This is a genomic window from Sphingomonas radiodurans, from assembly GCF_020866845.1.
Taxonomy (GTDB): Bacteria; Pseudomonadota; Alphaproteobacteria; order Sphingomonadales; family Sphingomonadaceae; genus Sphingomonas; species Sphingomonas radiodurans.
Genome location: NZ_CP086594.1, coordinates 1620476 through 1637379, shown reverse-complemented (window position 1 = coordinate 1637379; position 16904 = coordinate 1620476). Strand labels below are relative to the sequence as shown.

Annotated in this window: 21 protein-coding genes; 17 read left to right on the top strand and 4 right to left on the bottom strand. The window is 67.0% G+C overall.

Annotation, left to right across the window (positions count from 1 at the left end; genetic code table 11):
• Nucleotides 1-5: 5 nt before the first annotated feature.
• Genes LLW23_RS07895 through LLW23_RS07850 form a run of 10 tightly spaced genes read left to right on the top strand, consistent with a single transcriptional unit; the run spans nucleotide 6 to nucleotide 7554 of the window.
• The gene (locus tag LLW23_RS07895; protein ID WP_228948231.1) at nucleotides 6-311 is read left to right on the top strand and encodes an REDY-like protein HapK; all 306 of its coding nucleotides are present in this window, start codon (nucleotides 6-8) and stop codon (nucleotides 309-311) included.
• Entirely contained in the window at nucleotides 311-1108 is a 798-nt protein-coding gene (locus LLW23_RS07890) for an SDR family NAD(P)-dependent oxidoreductase (RefSeq protein ID WP_228948230.1), read from the top strand. Before LLW23_RS07895 ends, LLW23_RS07890 begins: the two co-directional genes overlap by 1 nt.
• Nucleotides 1108-1974, top strand: a complete 867-nt coding sequence (locus LLW23_RS07885; RefSeq protein WP_228948229.1) for a polysaccharide deacetylase family protein — start codon at nucleotides 1108-1110, stop codon at nucleotides 1972-1974. The genes LLW23_RS07890 and LLW23_RS07885 overlap by 1 nt, the downstream gene beginning before the upstream one ends.
• Nucleotides 1971-2738, top strand: coding sequence for an enoyl-CoA hydratase/isomerase family protein (locus LLW23_RS07880; protein ID WP_228948228.1), 768 nt, complete (start codon nucleotides 1971-1973; stop codon nucleotides 2736-2738). Before LLW23_RS07885 ends, LLW23_RS07880 begins: the two co-directional genes overlap by 4 nt.
• Nucleotides 2735-3634 carry a hypothetical protein gene (locus tag LLW23_RS07875; protein ID WP_228948227.1) on the top strand — a complete coding sequence of 300 codons (900 nt, stop codon included), beginning with the start codon at nucleotides 2735-2737 and terminating at the stop codon, nucleotides 3632-3634. The genes LLW23_RS07880 and LLW23_RS07875 overlap by 4 nt, the downstream gene beginning before the upstream one ends.
• Nucleotides 3634-4425 carry an aspartate/glutamate racemase family protein gene (locus LLW23_RS07870; RefSeq protein ID WP_228948226.1) on the top strand — a complete coding sequence of 264 codons (792 nt, stop codon included), beginning with the start codon at nucleotides 3634-3636 and terminating at the stop codon, nucleotides 4423-4425. The genes LLW23_RS07875 and LLW23_RS07870 overlap by 1 nt, the downstream gene beginning before the upstream one ends.
• A complete protein-coding gene (locus tag LLW23_RS07865) occupies nucleotides 4422-5411 on the top strand; it encodes an MDR family NADP-dependent oxidoreductase (protein WP_228948225.1) in 990 nt (329 codons plus the stop codon). Before LLW23_RS07870 ends, LLW23_RS07865 begins: the two co-directional genes overlap by 4 nt.
• An 8-nt stretch (nucleotides 5412-5419) precedes the next feature.
• Nucleotides 5420-6133 carry a DUF3108 domain-containing protein gene (locus LLW23_RS07860; protein ID WP_228948224.1) on the top strand — a complete coding sequence of 238 codons (714 nt, stop codon included), beginning with the start codon at nucleotides 5420-5422 and terminating at the stop codon, nucleotides 6131-6133.
• A 10-nt stretch (nucleotides 6134-6143) separates the two neighbouring features.
• Nucleotides 6144-6701 (top strand): carboxymuconolactone decarboxylase family protein, encoded by a 558-nt coding sequence (locus LLW23_RS07855; RefSeq protein ID WP_228948223.1) that lies wholly within the window; start codon nucleotides 6144-6146, stop codon nucleotides 6699-6701.
• Between the two features lie 22 nt (nucleotides 6702-6723).
• The gene (locus LLW23_RS07850; protein WP_228948221.1) at nucleotides 6724-7554 is read left to right on the top strand and encodes an alpha/beta fold hydrolase; all 831 of its coding nucleotides are present in this window, start codon (nucleotides 6724-6726) and stop codon (nucleotides 7552-7554) included.
• Between the two features lie 73 nt (nucleotides 7555-7627).
• Here LLW23_RS07850 and LLW23_RS07845 read toward each other — a convergent pair whose 3' ends face one another.
• Nucleotides 7628-9415 (bottom strand): YbhB/YbcL family Raf kinase inhibitor-like protein, encoded by a 1788-nt coding sequence (locus LLW23_RS07845; protein ID WP_228948219.1) that lies wholly within the window; start codon nucleotides 9413-9415, stop codon nucleotides 7628-7630.
• Nucleotides 9416-9531: 116 nt separating this feature from the next.
• Nucleotides 9532-9927, bottom strand: coding sequence for a DUF4174 domain-containing protein (locus LLW23_RS07840; RefSeq protein WP_228948217.1), 396 nt, complete (start codon nucleotides 9925-9927; stop codon nucleotides 9532-9534).
• Nucleotides 9928-10172: 245 nt separating this feature from the next.
• Between LLW23_RS07840 and LLW23_RS07835 the strand changes: the two genes are divergently transcribed.
• The 6 genes from LLW23_RS07835 (at nucleotide 10173) to LLW23_RS07810 (ending at nucleotide 14475) form a co-directional block, all read left to right on the top strand.
• On the top strand, nucleotides 10173-10862 hold the full coding sequence (locus tag LLW23_RS07835) for a hypothetical protein (protein WP_228948216.1): 690 nt from the start codon (nucleotides 10173-10175) through the stop codon (nucleotides 10860-10862).
• Between the two features lie 194 nt (nucleotides 10863-11056).
• Nucleotides 11057-11488, top strand: coding sequence for a hypothetical protein (locus LLW23_RS07830; RefSeq protein ID WP_228948215.1), 432 nt, complete (start codon nucleotides 11057-11059; stop codon nucleotides 11486-11488).
• 76 nt (nucleotides 11489-11564) lie between these two features.
• On the top strand, nucleotides 11565-11996 hold the full coding sequence (locus LLW23_RS07825) for a DUF411 domain-containing protein (protein ID WP_408642039.1): 432 nt from the start codon (nucleotides 11565-11567) through the stop codon (nucleotides 11994-11996).
• A gap of 90 nt (nucleotides 11997-12086) precedes the next feature.
• Nucleotides 12087-12398, top strand: a complete 312-nt coding sequence (locus LLW23_RS07820) for a PadR family transcriptional regulator (RefSeq protein WP_228948213.1) — start codon at nucleotides 12087-12089, stop codon at nucleotides 12396-12398.
• Nucleotides 12395-13564 (top strand): putative peptidoglycan glycosyltransferase FtsW/RodA, encoded by a 1170-nt coding sequence (locus tag LLW23_RS07815; RefSeq protein ID WP_228948211.1) that lies wholly within the window; start codon nucleotides 12395-12397, stop codon nucleotides 13562-13564. The genes LLW23_RS07820 and LLW23_RS07815 overlap by 4 nt, the downstream gene beginning before the upstream one ends.
• Nucleotides 13561-14475, top strand: coding sequence for an alpha/beta hydrolase-fold protein (locus LLW23_RS07810; RefSeq protein ID WP_228948210.1), 915 nt, complete (start codon nucleotides 13561-13563; stop codon nucleotides 14473-14475). Before LLW23_RS07815 ends, LLW23_RS07810 begins: the two co-directional genes overlap by 4 nt.
• Nucleotides 14476-14585: 110 nt before the next feature.
• Here LLW23_RS07810 and LLW23_RS07805 read toward each other — a convergent pair whose 3' ends face one another.
• Nucleotides 14586-15350, bottom strand: coding sequence for a Crp/Fnr family transcriptional regulator (locus LLW23_RS07805; RefSeq protein ID WP_228948209.1), 765 nt, complete (start codon nucleotides 15348-15350; stop codon nucleotides 14586-14588).
• Between the two features lie 149 nt (nucleotides 15351-15499).
• Here LLW23_RS07805 and LLW23_RS07800 point away from each other — a divergent pair, with 149 nt between their 5' ends.
• Nucleotides 15500-16687 carry a PAS domain-containing protein gene (locus tag LLW23_RS07800; RefSeq protein ID WP_228948208.1) on the top strand — a complete coding sequence of 396 codons (1188 nt, stop codon included), beginning with the start codon at nucleotides 15500-15502 and terminating at the stop codon, nucleotides 16685-16687.
• Between the two features lie 33 nt (nucleotides 16688-16720).
• Here the strand turns inward: LLW23_RS07800 and LLW23_RS17520 are convergent, their stop codons facing one another.
• The gene (locus tag LLW23_RS17520) at nucleotides 16721-16855 is read right to left on the bottom strand and encodes a hypothetical protein (RefSeq protein ID WP_270049255.1); all 135 of its coding nucleotides are present in this window, start codon (nucleotides 16853-16855) and stop codon (nucleotides 16721-16723) included.
• Nucleotides 16856-16904 lie beyond the last annotated feature (49 nt).

Sequence of the window (16904 nt, the reverse complement as noted above, 5' to 3'; positions counted from 1 at the left end):
ATTCCATGCGGATCGTCGTCCTGTTCAATCTGAAGCCCGGCGTCGATGCGAGCGCCTATGAGGCATGGGCGCGCGAAAGCGACATCCCGGGTGCCAATGCGCTGAAATCGGTCGAGCGCTTCAGCGTTCACCGCACGACCGGCCTGTTCGGCAGCGAAGCGCCCGCGCCGTATCAATATGTCGAGGTCATCGACATCACCGCGCTCGATCCGTTCGTCGCCGAAGTGTCGACGGAGGCATTCCAGAAGGTCGCCGGCGCGTTCGCCGATTTCGCCGATAATCCGCAATTCATGCTCACCGAGGATCTGTGATGGCGCGTTTCGCCGGGCGCACGGTAATCGTCACCGGATCGGGCAAGGACAAAGGGCTTGGCCAGGCGATCCTGCGGCGCTTTGCTGATGAGGGCGCGAATTGCGTCGTATCGGATCGTGTGATCGACGACGAAGCGATGGCAGTTGCGGACGGCCTGCGCGCGACCGGCGCCACGGTTGCGGCGATCGCCTGCGACGTGTCCGATCCGGCGCAATGCACCGCGCTCGTCGCGGAAGCCGATCGGCTGTTCGGCGGCGTCGACGTCTTCGTCAACAACGCCGGCATCGGCTTCATGATGAAGCCGTTCCTTGACGTCGATCCGGCGGATTGGGCGACGGTGATCGCGGTGAACCTGTCAGGTGCCTTCTACGGCACGCAGGCTGCGGCCCGTGCGATGATCGCGCGCGGCAAGGGCGGTCGCATCATCAACATCGCCAGCCAGGCGGCCAAGACCGCTTTTCCGCACTTGCCGGCCTATGTCAGCTCCAAACACGGCATGATCGGGCTTACCCGTGCCAGCGCATTGGAGCTCGGCGCGCACCGGATCACCGTCAATGCGATCTGCCCCAACCACGTCACGACGGGGCTCGGCGCGCAGCAGAATGAGTATTTCGCCGCGTTGCTCGGGTTCAGCGATACCGCGTCGTACCTTGCCAACATGGCGACAAAGAACCCGATGGGGCGCCCGGGTGACGCCGCCGACACGGCGGCCGCCTGCGCCTGGCTGGCATCCGACGACGCCTTCTACGTGACCGGCGAGGCGATCAACGTCTCCGGCGGCGAGGAAATGCACTGATGCGCGAGGAACGGATCGACTGGCCCGCCGGCGAGAAGATCGCGCTGTCGATCGTCGTCAATGTCGAGGAAGGCTCCGAGATGACGGTCGCGCGCGGCGATCGCGGGATGGAGCCGGTCGATGAACTGGGCATCCATATCAAGGGCGCGCTGCGCAACTACGGCAACGAAAGCAATTACCGCTACGGCATCAAGGCCGGCGCCCCGCGCATCGTGAAGCTGTTGCGCGACTATGACAGCCGCGCAAGCTGGACAGTCGCCGCGGTCAGCCTGGAGAACCATCCCGAGATTGCCGCCGCGATCCGCGATCTGGGGCACGAGCCGGTCAGCCACGGCTGGCGCTGGATCCACCAGTTCAAGATGGACGAAGCGACCGAGCGGGACTTCATCGCCAAGGCGGTCGCCTCGATCGAACGGACCACCGGCACACGCCCTTACGGGTGGCTCAGCCGCTATCTCCACACCGACAATACCCGGCGCCTCCTGATCGAGGCAGGGTTCGACTATCACATGGACGATTATTCGGGCGACGTGCCCTTTTGGGATCGCGAGACCGTGCCGGGCCGTCCGATCGCGATCGTGCCGTATCAGATCGACGACAACGATATGAAGATGTGGACCGATCCGGCCTACACGCCGCAGGACTGGCTCGATTACGCGCGCCGCTGCTTCGATCAGCTGTATCGCGAAGGCGAGCAGGGCAATCCCAAGATGATGTCGCTGGGGCTGCACCTGCGGATCATCGGGCGGCCCGGGCGAATCTGGGCGTTCGAGGAATTCCTGCGTCACGTGCGTGCGCACGATGGTGTGTGGGTCGCCACTCGACGAGAGATCGCGCAGCATCTGGCGAAGGTCGATCCGGCATGACGTTGCGGCTCGACCGTCGCGGCGCGGTGGCGCACTTGCTGATCGATCGCGCGGCCAAGCGCAACGCGTTCACCCAGGCGATGTGGGAGGCGCTGCCCACCCTGATCGACGAGGCGATGGCCGATCCCGCCGTCCGCGTGCTGGTGGTGCGCGCCGCCGAGCCGGGCGCGTTCAGCGCGGGAGCGGACATCGCCGAGTTTGGCGCGGGCGCACGTGATCCGCACTGGCGCGCCGCCAACCAGGCCGCGATCGCGCACGCGCAGCGGACGCTGGCGCGCGCGCCCAAGCCGGTCATCGCCTTCATCGAAGGAGACTGCGTCGGCGGTGGCTGCGGCATCGCGATCGCCTGCGACCTGCGTGTCGCGCGTGCGCCGGCGCGCTTCGGCATTACCCCTGCGAAACTGGGGCTGGTCTATTCGCTGCACGATACGAAGCTGCTGGTCGATCTGGTCGGGCCGTCGCAAGCCAAGCGAATCCTGTTCACCGGGGCGCTGCTCGACACCGACGAGGCGCTGCGCATCGGCCTGATCGACCTCGTCGCCGACGATCCGCAGGAACTCGCCGAGACGATCGCCGCCAATTCGGCGCACAGCATCGGACATTCCAAGGCGATCGTCCGCCGCATCCTCGATGGCCAGGCCGACGACGACGCGGAGACATCCGCACTGTTCGCCGAAGCGTTCTCGCTCCCCGACTTCGCCGAGGGCGTCGAGGCCTTCCTCGCCCGGCGTCCACCCGATTTCCGACGCGGAGGCGGCGCATGACCTTCCTGACGCATGGCCGCATCATCGGTGGCCTCTCGACCGTCCCGGACCTCGCCGGCGCGCTCACCGACTATCGCGACGCGCTCGGCCTCATGGTGGTGGAACACGGCGTGATCGACGCCGGCCTCGCAGCCAGTTGGGGCTGTCCGGCCGCAGCTGGGGCACGCTTTGCGACCCTCGCTCCGACCAGCGGTGCGCCCTGCCACGTGCGGCTCGTGGAGCAGCCGCTGCGATCCGATTTCGTGCCGGCGCGCACCTACGGATGGGCGGCCTACGAGATCACCGTGCAGGACGTATTCGGCTGGCCCGCACGGCTCGCGGGCAGCGGCTTCGATATCGTCGGCTTGCCCAAGGAAATCCCTGGTCTCCCCTATTTCGTGGCGATGCAGATGCTCGGGCGCGGGCGCGAAATGGTCTATCTCAACGAAGTCCGGCAGGACACGCCCACCTCCGATCTGCCGCGCGCCGCGTCTTCGGTCGACCACCTGTTCATCGTCATCCTCGCAACCCCCGATCGCGCGACGACCATGCGCTGGTACGAGGAGCGGCTGGGGCTGGAGGAAGGCGGCACCTACACCATCCCCTATTCGATGATTAACAACGCCTTCGCGCTCGACCCGGCGACGCTGACGACGATCAGCATGGCGCAGGCCGGACGAATGCCGATCGTCGAGATCGACGATTATCCCGCGCAAGCCGGTCCGCGCGCCCGCGACGACGGTCGGCTGCCGCCGGGCAATGCGCTGGTGACATTGGCGATCGACTCGCTCGATGGCCGCGGGCTCGACTTCGTTGCCCCGCCGGTGGCGCGCGATGGCCCCTTTTACGGCCGTCGGCGTGCCGCGACCGTGGTCGGCCCGGCCGGCGAATTGCTCGAACTCGTCGAGATCGGGTGATGCGCATCGGCTTGATCGGCACACCATACGACCCGTTCAACCGCGCTGCGCCGGCCCCGGAACTCGCAGCGCTGTTGCCGGCAGAAGCCACGCTCATCGCGTTCCCCTCGCGTGTCGGGGCCTTCCCTTACACGCCGCTGGAGCGGGCGATGCAGGCGATCGGCCATGCCGAAGCTGCGATCACCGCGACCGAGCAGGGCTGCGACGCCGTGGTGATCGACAGCGTCGGCGATTACGGGCTGGACGTCATGCGGGCGGCACTCGCGATTCCCGCCATCGGATCGGGCGCGGCCGGCATGGCCGCCGCCGCCGCGCACGGGCGTTTTGCGATCGTCACCGTCTGGCCCGCATCGATGAACTTCGTCGTCACCGATCTGCTGCGCGCTTACGGGTACGAGGCCGCCTGCCTCTCGATCGACAACGTCGGGCAGGAAGGTGACCTCGATCGGCTCGCCGGCCCTGACGGCTATCTTGCCGATGTGAAGCGCGGCGAGGACGCCCTCCTGAACGCGATAGCTGCAGCCGTCGCCAGGGCCGCGGCGCAGGGCGCGGAGGCGGTGCTGCTCGGCTGCACCTGCATGTCCCCGATCGCCGCGCGCATCGCCGCGACGGCCACCATTCCCGTCATCAACCCGCTTGCCGAAGGGGTGAAGGCGGCGCTCGCTGCCACGCCGCTGCGCTCGGCCCCGCATGTAAGAGAAGGAAGAATCGACTTGCTCAGGACCATGGTCGCATCGGTCGCCAATGCGCCGATCGAAGATTGCCCCGTCTGCGTGGCGACGGCGGCATGAGCGCCGCCATTCGCGAGGTCGTGCTCCGCCACGCCATCACCGATGCCCCCGTCGCGGCCGATTTCGAGATCATCGAGCGCCGCCTGCCCGCCACGCCGCTCGCAGGCACGGTCCATGTCCGCCTGCTGTGGCTCGGGCTCGATCCCTATGTCGGGCAGACGCTGCGCGCCCGGCACATGGGTGACAAGGCGCCCGCCCCCGGTGAGTCGCTGCCGGGCGAAAGCGTCGCGGTAGTGCTCGCATCGAACGATCCGGCGTTCGTGGCTGGCGATCATGTCGTCGGTAATTGCGGCTGGGCGGAGGAGGCGATCGTACCGGTCGCCAGATTGCGCCGCGTCGATCCTGCCATCGCGATCGCCGAGCATCTCGGCGTGCTCGGCATGCCCGGCCTCACCGCGTGGGCCGGCATGACGCAATTGGCGAAGGTACGCGCGGGCGACGTCTTCACCGTCGATGCCGCAGCGGGCGTCGTGGCGGGAACGGCGGGGCAGATCGCGAAGATCGAAGGCGCGACGGTCGTCGGCATTGCCGGTGGCCCGGACAAATGCGCGATCGCCACCGATCGCTACGGCTTCGACGCGTGTGTCGACTACAATACGGATGGTTGGGAGCAGCAATTGCCCGCCGCCATCACCGTCCATTTCGAGAATGTCGGCCAGCGCGTGCTTGATGCGGTGCTGCCGCGGCTCGCGATCAACGCGCGCATGGTGCTGTGCGGCCTCGCGCAGCATTATGGCGACGGCAGCGTCGCGCGGCTCCCCGTCGGCCCGATCATCGGCAAGCGCGCGCAGATCTTCGGCGTCGTGGTGTATGATTATTTCGCCCGCCGCGCCGAGTGGATCGACTATGCCGCCCCGCACATCCGGGACGGCACGCTGGTCGAAGTGCAGGACATTGCCGAGGGCCTCGCGCAGGCCGGCGCGCAGATCGAGCGCGTGTCGCTCGGCAAGACGGAAGGGCGGGCGCTCGTTCGTATCGGCGGATGAGCGATTACGTGCCACTACCGCGTCGTGACGGCGTGATCACGTACCGCCACGCCGACGGCGAACGGTGGGGGAGCGAGCGCTGGAGCATGACGCGCGGCGCCGATGGTCTTCGCGTGCTGACCGCACATTGCGAAATGGCCCTGCGTGCCGACGTCGTGGTGCGCGACAGCGTCCTCTCCGTCGATGCCGCATTCCAGCCTTGCGAGGCCTATGTGCGGATCATGAACCAGGGGCGGCTGACCGGTTCGGGCTGGTTCCGCTTCGATCGGGAATATGCCGAATACGAGGGCTTCACCGCAGCCGAGGGGCGGCTGTCGCAACGCATTGCGATCCAGCGCCCGCTCCGCGGGTTCGGCGTGCATGCCGTGCAGAGCGACGGTTGGCTGGGCGCCGCATTCCCGTTCGATCAAGGGGCGGGTCACGTGAAATTCTGGGGCCAGAACCTGATGCACAGCCTGCACCATCTGGGTGCCAGCGGGCCGTTCCTGGCGACGACCAAAAGCGGGCTGGAATATGTTGGGCTCGAAACCGTCACGGTGCCCGCCGGCACCTTCGAATGCCGGCGCATTCGCCTGCGCGGCACGACCAACGATCATCCGCCCTACGACATGTGGCTCTCCACCGATGGCGACCACCTCTACGTCAAAGGTGTGGTCGGCGGCTACATGGCGTCGGTGTTCGAGCTCGACGAGCTCACCGGCGCGCCGATCGAGCAGCAGTAGGAGCGCATCGATGCAGCCCGTCACTCCGTTCAACCGAGTCCCGCGCGACGCGCTCGATCCGGCGCTGCTGCCGATGTGGGATGCCACCCAGGCGCTGCACGGCGACACGACCTTCGTGGAAGTCATGGGCAACGCTCCCGCCGTCACCAGATGGTATACGGACAGTTTCTACGGCGACCTGTTCCACTCCGGACGCGTGGACCGCAAAGTGCTCGAACTCGTCCGCCTCCGCCTCGCCAATCTGCATGGCTGCGCCTTCTGCAACCGCAGCGACCGCCTCGCCGCCCGCGCCGCGGGGCTGAGCGACGCGGAGATCGACGCGATCGGCGACTATGCCGCCGGCCCCTTCGATGCGCGCCAGCAATCGGCGCTCGAACTCGCCGACGTCATGGCGCTCACCAACCTGAAGGGCGCCGTGTCGAGGCCGCTCTACGATCGCCTCAAGCAGCATTTCAGCGACGCCGAACTGGTCGAGCTGGGCGTGGTGATGGCGGTGCTGACGGGCATGGCCAAGTTCATCTTCGCCTACGATCTGGTCGAGAAGGAAGATTACTGCCCGCTTGTCTGACCGTAATCGAAAGGACGAACCATTGGTCGAAGTACGTCGTCACTATGTCGATGGCCCGTTCGGGCAATTGCACGTGCGGATCGCCGGCAAGGCGACCGAAAGGCCTGCCCTGTTCTGCTTCCACATGAGCCCCATGAGTGGCCGTGTGTACAGCAACTTCATGGCGATGATGGGGGAGGATCGCCTGATCGTGGCGGTGGACACGCCGGGGCTCGGCATGTCGGATACGCCGGACACCCCACCAGAGATCGGCGATTATGCGCGTGCGATGCTCGCTGCGATCGACGCGCTGGACGTTACGGGGCCGGTCGACCTGATGGGCTATCACACCGGATCAATGATCGCCTGCGATGTCGCGCGCGCGCGGCCGGACGAGATCAGACGGCTGGTGCTCGTGTCCGCCCCGATCTTCACCGATGCCGAACGCGAAGCGATGCGCACCCTCTACGCGCCGGAAGCCCCGAAGGAGGATGGGTCGCACGTCCTGAAGCGCTGGAACGGCTGGCTCCGCCACAACCGGCCCAGCGGCCTGCCGCTTGAGACGATCGCCGACATGTTCCCGGATGCGCTACTCGGCCGTGGGCGCGCATGGTGGGGCCATCGCGCGGCGTTCAACCACTTGCCCGACATGGGCCTGCCGCAGATCCACCAGCCGATCATGGTCATCAACGGCAACGATGATTTGACCGACTACACGCGCAAGGCTGCGCCGTTGCTGGTCAACGGTTTGATCGTCGAGCGACCGGATTGGTCTCACGGCTTCCTCGACGCTGCGACGCGAGACGCCTGCGTGCTCGTCCGTCGATTTCTCGATCGAGATCCGGCTGACGGTGACCTCACGCCCGTTAGCTGAAACATGGGATAAAGCGCAGCCACATCGTCACCGAAGCGAGCGCAACGAAGCCGATACAGGATCCTGCGGATCGTTACGGGCGCTCGGCTTCGGCGTAGGTTCCGATCACTTCGCCCGTCGCCAGCACATGGCCCGCTGCGGCCGCCAGCAGTTGGTCACGTGTCGCGCCGATCGACAGCTCCAGCTGCCGGTCGAGCGCCAGCACCTGAAAGTGGTAGTGGTGCGGCCGATCGCCTTTCGGTGGGCGGGGGCCATACCAGCCGACCGTGCCGCGTCCCGTCGCCCCCTGCATGATCCCCTCCAGCGGCCCGCCGCTCAAGCGGTCGCGCTCCTGCAGGCCGGCGGGTAGGCGGGTGGTGCCGGCGGGCACGTTCCAGGCGACCCAATGGATCACAGGCTTGGCGGCCCCGTCCGGGTCCTCCACGATAATGGCGTAGGACGCGGCGCCTGGCACTGCCGTCCAGCTCAGCGCAGGCGAGATGCCGAGGCCATATTCGCTCTGCTCGCGCGGAATCGTGCCGCCCGCCGTGAAGGCACTGGCGCTCACGGTGAGCCGCGCAGCGCTTGTGGCGCGTGCCTCGGGCCTGGTGAGCGCCAGCGGCACGTTGTTGCCGCGTGCGGCTTGCTCCAGCATCGGCCCCGCCGGCGGCGCCAGCGCAGCGGCCTGGCCGGTCGCGCCGTCATAGGTGATCCGGTAGATCACGCCGTTCGCATCGTCGGACAAAAGGATCGAGCCGTCCCGCATCACCGCGACGCCGCACGGCCGGCCGTAGTGACCAGTGCCGTCCCGGCTCATGAAGCCGCTGACGAACGGCTCGATGCGCGTCGCCTGGCCGTTCGCATCGAAGCGGATGCGGACGAGTTCATAGCCCGACGCAGGTTTGCGGTTCCAGCTTCCGCGCAGCGCCACGAAAGCATCGCCGCCCGCGTCGGGGCCAAAGCCACCTCCCGGGTGAAACGCCATCTGCATGCCGGCGGAGTGCGCGACGTGCATCAGTACCGGGTTGGTCGAGGCGGCCGCCCACTGCGCCCCCGTAATTCCGCCCGGCGGCTCGTCCTGCGGATTCAGCTTTCCGTCCTCGAACACATAGGGCCAGCCATATCGCTTGCCCCGTTCGAGCCGATTGACCTCTTCGCGCTGCAGGTCGTTGCCGAGCCAGTCGATCCCCTGATCCCAGCCCCACAGCTCGCCGGTCCGCGGATGCCAGCCGAAGCCGATCGTGTTGCGTAGCCCAGAGGCCCAGATCCGCCGCGACTTGCCATCGAGGCTCGCGCGGATCAGCGTCGCATTCTCCTGGCTGGATTCGTCGCAGGCATTACAGGTCGATCCCGCGCTGATGTAGAGCATCTTGTCGGGCCCGACCGCGAGCGTGCGGTTCAGATGCTGCCCGGCGTCGGGCAGGTCGTCCATCAAGGTCTCGACCTCCCCGATGCCGCCATCCGGCCGCAACGGCGCGCGGAACACCTCGCGCGCGGTCATGAAGTAAAGCATGCCCTCGTGGATGGTCAGCCCGTGCAGGCCGGGGCGGTTGACGATCACCGTCGGCGGCCCATCGGCGCGCCCGTCGCGGTTCGCGTCGGTCAGGCGGATGATGTCCGCCTCAGACCGCCGGCTGACGTAGATCGAGCCGTCGGGTGCGGCCGCCATGACGCGCGTGTTGCCAAGGTCGCTCGCCCACACGCTGGCGCGATAGCCGCGCGGGAGCTTCAGCGACGAAGCGAAGTCCGCCCCGGGCTTGAGCGGGGTCAATTCGTAGAAATGCGCTTCGAACTTCGCCTTGTCGTTATCCTCCGGGCTGCTCTGCGCGGCGGCCGGGGCGGCAATCAGGAGGAGCGTCGATGCGAGCAGGGCGGCCTTCATGTACGTCATCCCGTTGTTACCGAGGATGAAATGCGTGACCTGCCCTCTCGCTCCCCCGGATCGACGGAGCAGTGAGATATAGTTCGCCGACACCGAACGATCTGCGTGCCCAGACTTTACCGGCCTCCGCTGCGACGCATCGGCATCGCGTCGATCGTGTCCTCGAGCGTACTGGCCGGGATCGGCCGCGCCTCGCGTAGCTTGATGTCACCATCCTTGCCGATCAGGACCACCGCGAAGGCGTTGCCCGGCAACCTGTAGCGCCGTCGGAGCGTATCTGCCGCGTCGCTCGCGCCAACCACCTTGGTACCGACGATCTCGACGATCGTCAGGTCGCGCGCCTCTGCGCCGGCTTTCCAGCGTGCCATCACGCGACGCTGCTGAATCAAGGCCGGATCCTCCTGGTCCGGAGCACAGACAAGCAGGACGCGCCTGTCCCACTTCATCGCCGAGATGCTCGGTAAGGAGCTAGCCGAGAGGGTTGCTGCTGCGAGGATGATTTTCGCGATCATCTGGCGACAACGCATTGAGCCCGTCGGTGTGCCTTGCCGCGATCAGTGTGATGTTTGATCCACCAAAAGGTTCAGCTCAGATCGGCTCCGTGGCGACCGATCCACGATCGTCAATGGCCCTTGAGATCGATCGCAAAACCATCGGTCTGCCGAACGACATAAGCCGAGCCTGTCACTGCGACCGCCTCCGCCACGGAACCCCCGCCACCGCAATCGGTTCGCTCGCGAATAGCAAAGGCTCCGCGGTGCGCACGTTCGATTTCAGTTCCTGGCAAAGCGTGCTCGCGACCATCCTGGGGATCACGCTCATCACGCTGCTCGGCGTTGGGATCCGGCTGTTGATGATGATGACGTTCCAGCAGCGCCGCGAGCGGATGAACCGGCAGATCAACGAACGGCTGCGCACGCTGATCGCGGCGTACAAGACGCTCGGCGGCTCGTTCACCGGCGATCTCGCGGTCGATCCTGCGCACAAGCGCGACCTGCGGCTCCGCGCGACAGCCGCCGCTGCGTCGGAACCTATGGCCGCGCTAGACCTAAGCGCGGAAACCGCCGCGCAATCCGATCGCACCCGGCGCATCCGCGATGCGGTCGAGGCGGCGCTGTCGGATATCATCCTGCTCGGCACCGAGGAGCATGTCCGCCTGGCCGAGGCCGCGGTGCGCGAGCTCGTCGCTGGCCGCCCGGTCCACACGCATGCGCTGGTCGTCGCGCTGCGGGCGTTCGTGCGCGAGGCGCTCGATCTCGATCCGATCCCGGCCGACCTGCAACTCCCGATGCAAGGCCCGACGCGCCCGTCGAGTGCTGGCGGCCGAGGCGGCGCAAGGGACGATGGCGGGGCGAAAGGCGGGCAGGGGGGTGGCGGTGGTATGGGTATGGGTGGTGGCGGCATGGGCGGCATCGACGTCGAGCGTACACCGTCTCCCAACGGCTAGATCACACCGCAATCCCAGCAGCGCCCATATTCCGCCAGCGCATCCGCCTGTTGTCGCAGTGCAGCATCGGCGCAACCACAAGTGTTCACCCAGAACATGCCTCGCCACGCCGCGACATACGTCAGCGCAGCGATTGCGGCCGCCTCATGTTAGCGCTAAACTTCACGCCATAACAAATACAAGGGGAGAGGGTGATGCGTGTATTCGCGGCCGCGCTGACGGCGCAAGCTCTTGCACTCGCCAGCGCCGCAACTGCCCAGGGCGCGCCGGGGGTTCCCTCGGTCCAGCCCAACATGAGCGGGATGTCGGGCGATGCGGCAGACCGCTTCATGGATCGTCAGACCAATTATCGGCGGCTCGACGAAGATGTCTCCGGGTCGGCGCGCTCGCTCCGCCCTGTTCCCGCCCGCCCCAAGGATGTCGCGCAAGGCGTCGAGGTGCGCGACGCCAAGGGCCTGGTGGTCGGCACCGTCGCCAAGGTCGACAGCGGCGTTGCCGTGGTGTCGAGCGAGCGCGGCAGCGTCGAGGTCGATGTCAGCTCGTTCGCGAAGAACAAGAACGGCCTGCTGATCAACCTGCCCAAGGCGAAGATCGACGCGATGATGACGGGCAAGCCTGCCTCCTGATCGAGTCCGGCTGCTCGCAAACGACCGGGTTTTGCGCGCAGCGTCGTACCGCGGTACACCCGCGTTCATGACCAAGATGCGCTACCTGCTCGCTGCCCTGATGCTCGGCCTTCCCGCAGCCGCGGTGGCGGCCGATACCATCCTCATCCACCGTGATCCCGGATGCGGCTGCTGCGGCGAATGGGCGAAAATCGTGAAAGCGCAGTTCGGCCGCACGGTGCGGATCATCGACGATGCGAACCGGCCCGCGCTGATGAAGGCGCGCGGCGTCCCCGCCGATCTCGCCTCCTGCCACACCGCGATCATCGACGGCATGAGCTTCGAGGGCCACGTCCCGATCGCCGACATGAAGCGCGCGCTGGCACAGCGCCCGAAGGGCGTCAGCGGCCTCGCCGTCGCAGGCATGCCGATCGGCTCGCCCGGCATGGAAGTGCCCGGCCGCCCGGCGCAATCCTACGCCGTCGTCGCCTTCGGCCCCAGCGGACGCCGCGTCTTCGCACGTCATTGAGGCGCGCGTGCCGATCTCCTGAAACCGGCCATTCAGGCCGCGGTGAAAATCGCACTTGCATCTAAGTCTACATAGGTAGACTAGTGGTGCATGTCCCAACCCCGCGCACTATCACTCCAGACCAGGAAGGTCCTTTCCGCCTTGCTCGACGAGGGCCGCAGCGGCGCTCACGGGTATGAGATCATCCAGCGGGTCGGGATCAAGTCGGGTACGCTGTACCCGCTGTTGATGCGGCTGGCCGATCAGGGTTTCCTCGAGGCCGAATGGCGCGCGCCCGAGGTGGCGGGTCGCCCACCGCGGCAAGTCTATCGGTTGACGGCGAGCGGCGTCGAGCTTGCCCGGCGCAATCTTCCCGAGCCGCACCCCAGCGTCGATCCCCTGTCCGGCGCGGCGCCGGCATGAGCGCGGTGCGACGTCAGGCCTGTCGGTGGATCTGCGACCTTCTTCTCGACGTGTTGCCCGAGCGGCAGGAGATGTGGGCGCACGCCATTCGGGCGGAGGCTGACGCGATCGCCGATGACGGCGCGGCGTTGCTGTTCGCGCTCGATGCGCTTCGCGGCATCGTGCTGCTGTCGCTCTCGGAGCGGCTTTTCGCCGGGTTCGCGGGTCTGCTGCGCCGGCTTTCGAGGATCATGCCCGCGGCCGACCAAGCCGCTGGCGGCTCCAGCGCGGGGCATCACGGCATCGCATGCGCGATCGGCGCGGTCTGCCTCGGCCTTGCCTATCTCCATGCCGCCGGGGCGCCGCTCCACATGCTCGCCATCAACGTCGGTGCGCTGCTTGCTGGCGTGGCGGCCGTGATGATCTGGACGCGGATGCCCGCGGCGCCCGCGCACGAACGCGGCCTGGCGATATTGTTCATGTCCTTCGCGCTTCTCGCGACCGCGCTCGGCGGCGCGGCGGTCGATGGCGCGTCACGCTGGATGACGATGGGTCCGCTCGCCATCCAGCCCAGCCTGATCCTCCTGCCCGCGATGATCCTGCTGTTCGCGCACGATCGCGGGCCCGTGGCGACGGCCGGGGTGCTCTTCGCTGCGCTTGCACTGGCGGTGCAGCCCGACCGGGCGATGGCCGGCGTGCTGGTTGCCGGCCTGACGGTGCTCGCGATCGCGCGCCGTGATCGCTTCGTCCTCGTCGCACTGGCGGCCAGCGCGCTTGCGTTCCTCGTAGCGATGATCCGCCCCGATCCGTTGCCCGCGGTGCCGTATGTCGATCGTATTCTCTACACGGCGTTCGATCTGCATGTCGCGGCAGGAGCAGCGGTTGCCGCGGGTGCGGCGCTCCTCCTGGTGCCGGCGCTGCATGGCCTGCGCTTTGGGTCGCACGACCGCACCCCATTCATGGTGTTCGGCGCGGTGTGGCTGTCGATCATCGTCGCGGCCGCGCTCGGCAATTATCCGACGCCCGTGGTCGGCTATGGCGGCAGCGCGATCTTGGGCTACCTCCTCAGCCTCGGTGCGCTTGCCCGCGCGGCCCGCGTGCCGATCGCCGCGCGCGCCGCGCCACGATCCCCCGAAGCCGCACCCGCACGCGATGCCCGCTCCCCCTTCGCGCCGCATCTCGCATGACGGCAGGCCGCTTCCACCGCGCCGCAAGCGTCGTCCGCGCGCGCCGCTACTGGCTGCTCCTCGGCCTCGTCGTGGGCTTGGGCTATTACGCCTGGACGCAAGTCACCCGCACCCGAGGCGCGCAGGAGGTCGTGTTTCGCCCGGCCAGCAAGCACTGCAAGGCGTCCGGCGCCGTCCGCTATTGCATCTACCGCGCGAGCGCCGGCACCAACGGCGATATCCTCTACCATCTGCACGGCCGCAATCTCGACGAGCAGATCTGGAACGACGACACCTATTTCACCGCATTGGTGCAGGCGGCCTGGCAGCGCAGCGGCGTCCGCCCGCCCACCGTCGTCACCTTGTCCTATGGCCCGAGCTGGCTTCTGGCGGCGAAGGGCGAGCGCCCCGACAGCGGCTTGCTCGACGATTTCATCAAGCGCCTGCCGCTGATCGAACGCGCGCTCGGCGCGCCGCGCCGGCGATTGCTGCTCGGCGAATCGATGGGCGGCCTCAACGTCCTCGTCGCGGGCCTGACCTACCCCAAGCGCTTCGCGAAGATCGCCGCGCTGTGCCCCGGCGTCTATGCCGTGTCGCCGTTCGCCTCCTTCGGCGAATTGCGCGCTGCGGCAGCGCGGACCGGCGCCAACCCGAAGATCGCCTTTGGCGTCTGGATGCTGGCACGCCAGCATCTGGCGAACGAGCGCGAATGGCAGCGCTTCTCGCCGCTGGCGCTGATCGAGCGATCCGATCCCACTTATCCCGCGCTCTATCTCTCGAACGGGCTCTACGATGCGTACGGCAATTTCGAGGGCACCGAGCGGCTCGCGCGGATCGCCGCACGGCGCGGCGTAGCGACGCAGTTCCGCCCGCTGTACGGCGGCCATTGCTCGATCGACGCAACTTCGCTGGCGTCGTTCCTGGCGTCGTAGCGCTTAGCGCTCGCTGCCGCACAACATGTCGACATGTATGGTCGTCGCCATGCCGACAGTGCCGGGCCGCGCTCAGCTTATGTTAGGGGATACGGCAATCCGGCGAGCGATCACTTCGTCTGCGTGCGCCCGGCGAAATCACCCGCCGCCGCGCCCGATGGTGGCTTGAGAAATGCATCGAACCGCACCTTGACGATCGCATAGCATTCGCACGCCGCTGCCTCGAGCCCGGCGCGATCGCACACCTGCATCAGCCCGCGGCGATAGGCGATCAGCCCCTTGTTCTGCAGCGATTGCGCCGCCAGCGTCACTGACGTGCGGTTCGCGCCCATCATGCGCGAGAGGAATTCGTGCGTATAGGTGAGCTGCTCGCCATCGGCGCGATCGTGCATCATCAGCAGCCAGCGACACAGCCGCTCCTCGACCGAATGGAGCGAATTGCAGGCCACGGTCTGCATGACCTGCGACAGCAAGGTCTCCGAATAGCTGACGAACAGGTCCTGCATGTGCGCGCTCGCGTGGAACTCCTCCTGCAGCGGCTCGATCGGGCAACGCAGCATCGGGCCTTCCAGCTGCACCGTGCAGCGGTTGAACGACACGCGGCTGTACATCGCCGAGAACAGCCCGAACGCGCCCTCGCGGCCGATGTTGGCGCATTCGATTTCCGATCCATTCTCCAGCACGGTCAGGAGCGACAGGACGCTCCCTTGCGGAAAATAGGCGTGCGTCAGGATCCCGCCGGCCTCGCACACCGTGGTGCCGAGCTTCAGGTCGACGCGCGTCATGTGCGGCATGATCCGTTCGCACGCTTCTGCCGTGAACGCACCGAGCAACTGGTTCTTGTGAATCATCTCGGTGACTTGAGGCTCGGTCATACTGGGGAACTCCGTCCCAGCAGCAAGGGCACTCGCGGCGACAATACCGGCCGATCTGCTCGCTGTCTGTTGGGCGCGCAACAGACACCAGCCGCACCGCCCCGTATCCAACATAGGTTGTTCGCGTCAGTCGGCGGCAAGGGGATTACGTGTCGGACACATCTGATGACGCACTTTACGCCCAGCGCGCGGCAATGGCGCGGCGATCGGCAACAAGCACCCTCGACGGCGTGGCGCCGGAAGCGTTTTCGAGCCCGGCCACCGATCCTCAGCCCGACCGCGTCGCTCCATCGCGGATCGGGCGCAGCTTCGACAGCGTCTCACTGGCCAGTCACAAGCCCGAAGGCGCATTCCATGATGCGATCTCGCTCATGGCGACCGACGCTCTGCCGCAGATGATCTGGTCCGCGCGGCCCAATGGCTATCACGATTATTACAACGCCCAATGGTATGGCTATACCGGCGTCGAACCCGGATCGACCGACGGTGACGCGTGGAACGGCATGTTCCATGTCGATGATCGCGAAAGCTGCTGGGCACGCTGGCAGCAATGCCTGGCCACCGGCGAGCCCTATGAGGTCGAATATCGCCTGCGCCGGCGCGATGGCGAATATCGCTGGATGCTTGGCCGTGCGCTGCCGATCACCGGCAGCGCCGGGGAGATCGTCCGCTGGGTCGGCACCTGCACCGACGTTCACGAGGAACGGCTTGCGGCCGATCGCGCCGAATTGCTGGCGGAGGAGATGAACCACCGCATCGCCAATTTCTTCGCCATCGTCGGATCGCTCGTGTCGCTCGAATCGCGGCATGCCGATTCGGTCGAGGCGCTGGCTGAATCGATGCAGGCTCGGCTCGGCTCGCTCTATGCGGCGCACCGGCTGGTCCGCAGCCCGGCCAGCGTCTCGGCTGAGGTCGGCGCCTCGGTCCACGGCGTCATTCGCGCGATCGCCAAGCCCTATGAGGATGAACGCGGCACCCGCTTTGCCATGTCGGGCCCCGATCGCACCGTCGACGATGGTGCGTTGACGGCGATCGCGCTGCTCGTCCACGAACTCTGCACGAACGCGATCAAATATGGCGCGCTGACGCACCACACCGGCACGATCTCGATCACCACCGACATCGACGGGTCGTTCTTCAAGATCGACTGGGTCGAACGCGGTGGCCCGACGGTGCCGCAGGAGCCCGTCAGCAGTGGCTTTGGCACCGCCCTGATCCGCGGCACGGTCGAACAGCAGCTGGGCGGCACGATCGAGCGCATCTGGACCGCCGACGGCCTCAGCGTCGAAATGGCCCTGCCGCTCGATCGCCTGCACCTCGGCCCGAACGCCAGGTGACGCGGCGCGGCCGGCAGGTCGCCCAGGGAACGATCAGTCACGCTTGCGAAGCGCGCGCAACCGCTTCTTCAGCACGAGATACAGCAACGCCGCCAGCCCCAGCGATCGGGATCGATCACCAGCCCAGCAGCTCGCGCGCACCAAGGTTAGCCGAAGACACGCGACCATTGCCCCGCTCCCTGATCCGATGTGCTACGCCGGTGGATTTGCGACCGAT